This is a genomic window from Armatimonas sp., assembly GCF_043760365.1.
Taxonomy (GTDB): Bacteria; Armatimonadota; Armatimonadia; order Armatimonadales; family Armatimonadaceae; genus Armatimonas.
In genome coordinates this window covers 1-6,230 of record NZ_JAYUPA010000135.1, presented here as the reverse complement: position 1 = coordinate 6,230, position 6,230 = coordinate 1, and the positions used below count along the sequence as shown (strand labels likewise).

Annotated in this window: 5 protein-coding genes and 2 pseudogenes; 4 read left to right on the top strand and 3 right to left on the bottom strand. The window is 58.3% G+C overall.

All coding sequences use genetic code 11. The features are described from left to right. Together ACH2EH_RS03530 and rph are read left to right on the top strand one after the other, a co-directional pair. Positions 1 to 287, top strand: a pseudogene (locus tag ACH2EH_RS03530) (glutamate racemase); the annotation flags it as partial. Further along, a complete protein-coding gene (gene rph / locus ACH2EH_RS03525; protein ID WP_395139024.1) occupies positions 280 to 987 on the top strand; it encodes a ribonuclease PH in 708 nt (235 codons plus the stop codon). The pseudogene ACH2EH_RS03530 and the gene rph, both read left to right, overlap by 8 nt. Before the next feature lie 174 nt (positions 988 to 1,161). Here rph and ACH2EH_RS03520 read toward each other — a convergent pair whose 3' ends face one another. Then, positions 1,162 to 1,713: a DUF2239 family protein gene (locus tag ACH2EH_RS03520; protein WP_395139022.1), complete on the bottom strand. Its 552-nt coding sequence runs from the start codon at positions 1,711 to 1,713 to the stop codon at positions 1,162 to 1,164. A 151-nt stretch (positions 1,714 to 1,864) separates the two neighbouring features. Between ACH2EH_RS03520 and ACH2EH_RS03515 the strand changes: the two genes are divergently transcribed. After that, positions 1,865 to 3,052 carry a glycine C-acetyltransferase gene (locus ACH2EH_RS03515; RefSeq protein WP_395139020.1) on the top strand — a complete coding sequence of 396 codons (1,188 nt, stop codon included), beginning with the start codon at positions 1,865 to 1,867 and terminating at the stop codon, positions 3,050 to 3,052. 57 nt (positions 3,053 to 3,109) lie between these two features. On the opposite strand, the gene ACH2EH_RS03510 is transcribed toward ACH2EH_RS03515, so the two are convergent. Then, positions 3,110 to 4,648 (bottom strand): hypothetical protein, encoded by a 1,539-nt coding sequence (locus ACH2EH_RS03510; protein WP_395139018.1) that lies wholly within the window; start codon positions 4,646 to 4,648, stop codon positions 3,110 to 3,112. A 106-nt stretch (positions 4,649 to 4,754) separates the two neighbouring features. Between ACH2EH_RS03510 and ACH2EH_RS03505 the strand changes: the two genes are divergently transcribed. Next, a complete protein-coding gene (locus ACH2EH_RS03505) occupies positions 4,755 to 5,852 on the top strand; it encodes a Gfo/Idh/MocA family protein (protein ID WP_395139016.1) in 1,098 nt (365 codons plus the stop codon). A 2-nt stretch (positions 5,853 to 5,854) separates the two neighbouring features. Here ACH2EH_RS03505 and ACH2EH_RS03500 read toward each other — a convergent pair. Further along, positions 5,855 to 6,230 (bottom strand): annotated as a pseudogene (locus ACH2EH_RS03500) (hypothetical protein); the annotation flags it as partial.

The window sequence follows — 6,230 nt, the reverse complement described above, 5'->3', positions numbered from 1 at the left end:
CGGGAGCGGATACACTGGTGCTAGGTTGTACCCATTTTCCCGCACTCCGCCCCGCGCTCCAGGCTCTTGTCGGCCCAGAGGTGACTTTGATAGACACGGGGGCGGCTGTGGCACGTCGGGTAGCGGAGCAAGTGGCGGCCTCTAGGGAGGATGCGGGAAGCCTCACACTCTTTACGTCGGGCATACCGACGGTGTTTTCCCGCAGTGCACGCGCTATACTGGGAGTGGAGTGGCTGCCCACGGTGTGGCCGCTTGTCTGGAAGGATGGAAGGTTAGAGAATGCCTAGAGTGGATGGTCGGGGGAACCTGGACCTGCGTGTGGTGAAGATTGAGCGGGGGTTCATGCCCAATGCGGAGGGATCGTGCCTGATCTCGATGGGGAGCACAAAGGTGATCTGCACCGCGACCGTCGAGGAGCGTGTGCCGATGTGGATGAAGGGGCGTGGGGAAGGCTGGGTGACTGCGGAGTACTCGATGTTGCCGCGCTCTGGCAAAGACCGTAAGCCGCGCGAGTCGAACAAACCCGACGGCCGCTCGGTAGAGATTCAGCGACTCATCGGGCGGAGCCTGCGCTCTGTGGTGGACATGAAGGCGCTGGGGGAGCGAATGATCACGCTGGACTGTGATGTGGTTCAGGCCGATGGCGGGACGCGCTGCGCGAGCATCACGGGCTGCTACGTCGCTCTCGCCGAAGCGCTGCACAACCTCAATCTCAAGAAACCCGCACTCTCGGACTCAATCGCGGCTGTCTCAGTTGGGATTGTCGGGGGAATCGAGCTTTTAGATCTCTGTTACGAGGAAGACTCCCGTGCGATGGTGGACATGGATATTGTCGCGACAGGCACTGGCAAGTACGTCGAGGTGCGGGGCACCGCTGAGGGCCGCCCGTACGACCGGAAGCAAATGGATCGGCTTTTAGACACCGCCAATGTCGGGCTGGAGACACTCTTTCGTAAGCAAAGAGAGACCCTCGCCGATATTATTTGAGATCGCCTCGATAAATCTTTCGCCTCGATGAACCGGGGCGTCTTTTTGACGTCGCAGGCTCCGACACGAAGGCCACTTCGGGCCATGCCGAGTAAACTCGGTATTCGGTATGGGCGGCACGCACTTCGTGTCCGAAGAATGAGGACAACAAGACGCCCCCGTTCATGGGGGCGATCAGAGCGAAGATCGCATCAGCTTCAGTGCATGCTCCCGCACATCTGGGGGCCAGGTTGCCATCTGCTCGGCGAAGCCCTCGCGGTTATTGGCAAAGAGGGCGCGAGTTGCTTCCTCAAAGTGGGGAAGGTTGCCCGCCAGCGCGGAGAGAAACCGATAGGTCGTCTCTTGCTGCTGGCGGAGCGCGTCCTGCCACGCACTGGCTTTTCGTGCCTCTTCGACAAGCTTTCGCAACGCGACCGACGCGCCACCGGACTGCGTCCCCAGCCACTCCCAGTGCCGAGGAAGCAGAGTCACTTCACGTGCGACGACCCCAAGTTTCGGACGCCCCGCCGTGCTAGGAGCGGCAGGTGGCGGGGCAAGGCGCTGGAGAATCTCATCTAAACTGCCGCGCAAGTCTAGCTCCACTTGCTCGCTCGTCGTGTCGTCAAAGATCAGAAGCAAAGCCGTCGGGTTGGCATCGAGAGTCGTTTTCACAGCGCGAGCAACAGTAAGAACGTCGCCGGATGCGATGCGTGTCATTCCCTCAAAAGCGGTGCACGAAGTTATCATAGTATGGATTTTATCCGGGTATAATATGATTGTCAATACTATCCGGGTAATATTATTATTACTATCCTAATCGCGGAGCGATTTCTCAGCCGCAGGCTTATAGACGCCGATTTTCAATCGGCGGACAAATCAGCGGTACAATTGGGACAGTATGAATAACACTCTTCAAGACTTTCTCAAAGGCCAGCTCGACACGCTCCATGCCGAGCATCTCTACAAGCCTCTCACCACCGTGACAAGCGCCGTCGGGGCGCGGGTACGGATTGCAGGTAGTGAGCGTGAGCTGATTAACCTCTCATCTAACAACTATCTTGGGTTGGCAGGCGATATGCGGCTGCGGCAGGCGGCCTCAGAGGCGGCGCTTGCAATTGGTGCGGGCGGCGGCGCGGTGCGGCCTATTATCGGCAATTTGCAGCTCCACAATGATCTAGAGAAGCTCATTGCCGAGTTTAAGCACGTGGAAGATGTGCTGGTGTTTCAGAGTGGCTTCACGGCTAACGCGGGCACGATTCCGACCATTACCGATGCCGACGATGCGATTATTACCGATAGCCTGAACCACGCGTCTATTATTGATGGCTGCCGTCTCTCCAAGGCCAAGCGCGCGATCTACCAGCACTGTGACATGGACTCCCTGGAAGACGCACTGAAAAACGCGATGGGGGCCAAAAAGCGCCTGGTGATTACGGATGGTGTGTTCTCCATGGACGGCGATGTCGCGCCGCTGGATCAAATTTGTGCACTTGCCGAGCGCTACGATGCCGCTGTGATGGTGGACGATGCGCATGGCTCGGGGGTGATGGGCAAGAACGGGCGCGGGACGGCCTATCACTTTGGGGTGCATCAGAAGATTGATATTCAGCTGGGGACTCTCTCTAAAGCTGTGGGTGTGGTCGGTGGCTATATTGCGGGCTCATCAGCGCTGATTGACTTTCTGAAGCAGCGTGCGCGCCCCTTCCTGTTCTCCACGGGCTGCCCACCCGCTGTCGCCGCCGCGTGTATCAAGGGCATTGAGCTGATGCGCGACGAGCCCGAGCTCTCCGAGAAACTCTGGGCCAACACAAAGTACTGGCAAGAGGGACTGCAAAAACTCGGCTTTGGGATTGGGGTGACGCAAACGCCGATCACGCCCGTGATGATTGGCGACGAAGCTAAGACACAAGAAGCCCAGCGGCTTTTGCGTGACGAAGGCATTCTCGCGCTTGCCATTGTCTTTCCTACCGTGGGCCGTGGCAAAGCGCGTCTTCGAACTATGCCCACGGCGGCGCACACAGACGCCGACTTCGACGAGGCTCTAGCAGCCTTTGAGCGTGTTGGCAAGAAACTAGGGCTGATCTAGAAAACCCAAAAAACCGAGTGCCAAAGCACCCGGTTTTTTAGTTTGTTGCGAGAGTGACTAGCTGTTCGTGCCGTCGCCTCCGGTCGCCTTAATAGCGATGGGATACTCTTCACCCGTAATCGTGACATAAAGATTGCCCGCAATCCCGGGGTAGTCAGCAGGGGTTGTGCCGCCAGGAGGAGTGATCTTCCAGATAACCTTGCTGAGGATGCCACGGACGGGATACCAGGCACTGTCCGTACCACGAAGCTGCCCGACAATGCGACCATCGTTGGTGATACGGCCATCGAAGCGGTGTGAACCCAGACTTCCGATGATCGAGCCCTGTTTATCTACCGCAATCTCAACTGAGGAGGCGCTCGTAAACCTCCCACCCGGAACTCGGCTCGCGTCGAAGCCCGGAGGCGCGAAGAAGAATCCGGCATCCGTGTACGAAGCGCGGTAGCTACTGTTCACCTCGGAGCCGCCGATGCTCGCCTCGAAGTTGCCCGCCGAAGTGATGCCATTGATGACCATGGTAAAGTCGCCGGAGACGCCCGTAGCACCCGCGCGGGCCCCTAGTTTGCCCTGGATCGTGCGCTTCGTGTAGAGCGGCTGCTCCGCCGCAGGAAGCCCTGCGACCTCGGTGGCGTTGTAGGTCACTTCTCCCGAGAAGCCTCCGTCGTTCTCGACCGAGCCCACAAGGGTTCCGACGGGTTTATTGAGAGATTGGCTAAAGAACCCGATCATCGAGCCCGAGGGATCTACGGTAAAGCTGAGCGTGCCGTTCTCGCCCTTCTCGGGAAGTCCATAGGTGCCACGGTACGAGGCCTTGTACGGGCTGTCACCGCCTGCTACGACCGAGGAACTCTTGCTGAATGAAGCGGGATAGAGTGTACCGCTAGAGCTGAAGGTGAAGTTGCCCTGTGCGGAGCCATCGCCAGTCTTGATGAGCGTTCCTGCGAGGGGGAGAGTGGCACTGGCGAACTTGACCGTCGCCTGAAAGGCACCGGTATTTCCAATGGTTCCTGTCAGCAGACCCGTTTCCGCGCCACGAGTGAGGGAGCCTATGATATTTCCCTTGCTATCCACACTGTAGCTCGCCAGGCCGTTCAGAGTCTTCCCCTCAACTAAGAGCCGGGTGTCTGCTCCGTAGACGCCGCTGTAGATCCCCTGGTAGTCGCTATTGACGGTTGTCAGCGAGCCGCCGATGGTGAAGTGGCCCTGGTACTGCGTGACTCCACGAGTGACATTGAAGTCGCCGCCACCACTGCTTCCAATAGACAAGAGGCCACTGATCGGCGAGGAGGTTGTCCCACTTTTCAGTGTCCCGGTAAACTTGCCCTTGTTTTCCACCACACCGTCAAATGCATAGACCAAGTTGGTGGTTGCATCCGTGAAGGAGCCCACCATCCGTCCCTTTTGCTCTACCGTAAAGGAAAATGTCCCGTTCTCTCCAATGGCGGGAAGGGTATAGGTCGAGAGATAGTTTCCCGCAAACTCACTGTCGGGCGGGGCACCGCCTGCGCAGCCCGCGAGGGCAGCGAGAGAGAGGGTGCCAAGGCTCATAAGAAATGCCGCACGAGTCTGCTTCTGGGGGTGGGTCTGATTGCCCATAAAATTCATCCTTTCGTTGAGGCGGTGCTCGCACTCACAAACGTCTGCCTTTGTTATCGGTAAGAGTGGCAAAGGTTTTCAGGGGGGAATTGTTGAATTTACCTGGATGTCGAAGCTAAGATTTGCAATAGTGGGCTGCGGCGTGATCCATGGGACCCACGTCGACGCCATCCGGGCGCTCCCGGAGGATGCCGAGTTGGTGGCTGTCTGTGATGAAGTGGGGAATCGTGCTCAGGACGTGGGCGAGAAGCTTGAAATTCGTCACTTCAGGGATTTGACCGCGATGCTGGACTGGGGGCAGTTTGACGTGCTCACGGTCTGTACTCCCTCCGGTCTCCATGGTTCCTGCGGCGTGTTAGGGGCGAAAGCGGGCAAGCACATTGTCTGTGAGAAACCTCTGGATGTCACCCTGGCGGCAGCCGATGCGCTCATTGCGGCGTGTCAAGAAAACAATGTCAAGCTGGAAGTGATCTCGCAGCATCGGTTCTCGTCGGGGATGCAGCTTCTCAAGGGCTGGCTGGATGAGGGTAAGCTGGGTAAGCTGGTCTACGGAGAGTCCGTCACCAAGTGGTACCGCACTCAGGCCTACTACGACTCGGGAGGCTGGCGGGGGACGTGGGACTTGGACGGCGGTGGTGCACTGATGAACCAGGGGGTTCACTACGTGGATCAGCTCCGCTGGATCATGGGACCGGTCAAGTCCGTGGCCGCCACGATGGGCACGATTGCCCACGAGCGCATCGAGGTCGAGGACATTGTCTCCGCCACGATTGAGTTTCAAAACGGCGCGGTTGGCACCCTCCTCGCCTCCACGGCAATGTTCCCGGGCTACAAGCAGTCCCTGGAGATCTATGGCACGCACGGTGCTGTTCAGATTGACAACTCCCGTGTGCGTCATGCCCAGTTTGCATCTGGCGACGAGGAGCAGAGTATGTTCGGAGTGAAGGCTGCCGAGCCCGTCGTCAAAGACGGGATCTTCACCGCGACGGGCGAGAAGGCGGAGCTTTCTCTGTCTCAAGGAGCGGGCGATCCCCGTGCCATCTCACTGGGCGGCCATGTCGCGCATCTCAAAGACCTCATCACGTGCATCCGCGAAGACCGCGAGACCTTCATGAATGGTCAGGAAGCCCGCAATGCTTTAGAGCTAATTGTCGGAATCTACCAGTCCGCCAAGACGGGCACGCGCGTGAACTTCCCGCTGTAGCGCTATTTTTGGAAGAGAAACTCCTCGGCGTTAAGTAAGGCCCAGAGGGCATCCTCGAAGCCTTGCTTGCGGTCTTTTTGTTTTTGAATATGTGCCACCAGCTTTTCCGACTCCGCCTTGCTGGGCGGGCGACTGAGCGTGAGATAGTACAGCTCCTCAACAATTCTAGCATCGCGCACGGGTTTGGCCCAGGGCTCGAAGTCAGCGAGGAGCTTTTTCAGGGTCGTGCCATTGGCGAGCTTGTCGTTGATGCTCCCGGAGTTCACCAGGTGCAGCGACTGCGAAAGATTGGGCTGGGGCGAGCGCTCGCAGGAGCAGAGAATCTCGCGTTTGGGACGCCCAAATATCTCTAGAAAGTAACCCGAGTTGCGGCTCTCA

Bases quoted from the DNA above. Each gene is read 5' to 3' on its own strand.
- ACH2EH_RS03505 (WP_395139016.1), top strand. From the start codon at position 4,755: ATGTCGAAGCTAAGATTTGCAATAGTGGGCTGCGGCGTGATCCATGGG.
- ACH2EH_RS03520 (WP_395139022.1), bottom strand. From the start codon at position 1,713: ATGATAACTTCGTGCACCGCTTTTGAGGGAATGACACGCATCGCATCC.
- ACH2EH_RS03510 (WP_395139018.1), bottom strand. From the start codon at position 4,648: ATGGGCAATCAGACCCACCCCCAGAAGCAGACTCGTGCGGCATTTCTT.
- rph (WP_395139024.1), top strand. From the start codon at position 280: ATGCCTAGAGTGGATGGTCGGGGGAACCTGGACCTGCGTGTGGTGAAG.
- ACH2EH_RS03515 (WP_395139020.1), top strand. From the start codon at position 1,865: ATGAATAACACTCTTCAAGACTTTCTCAAAGGCCAGCTCGACACGCTC.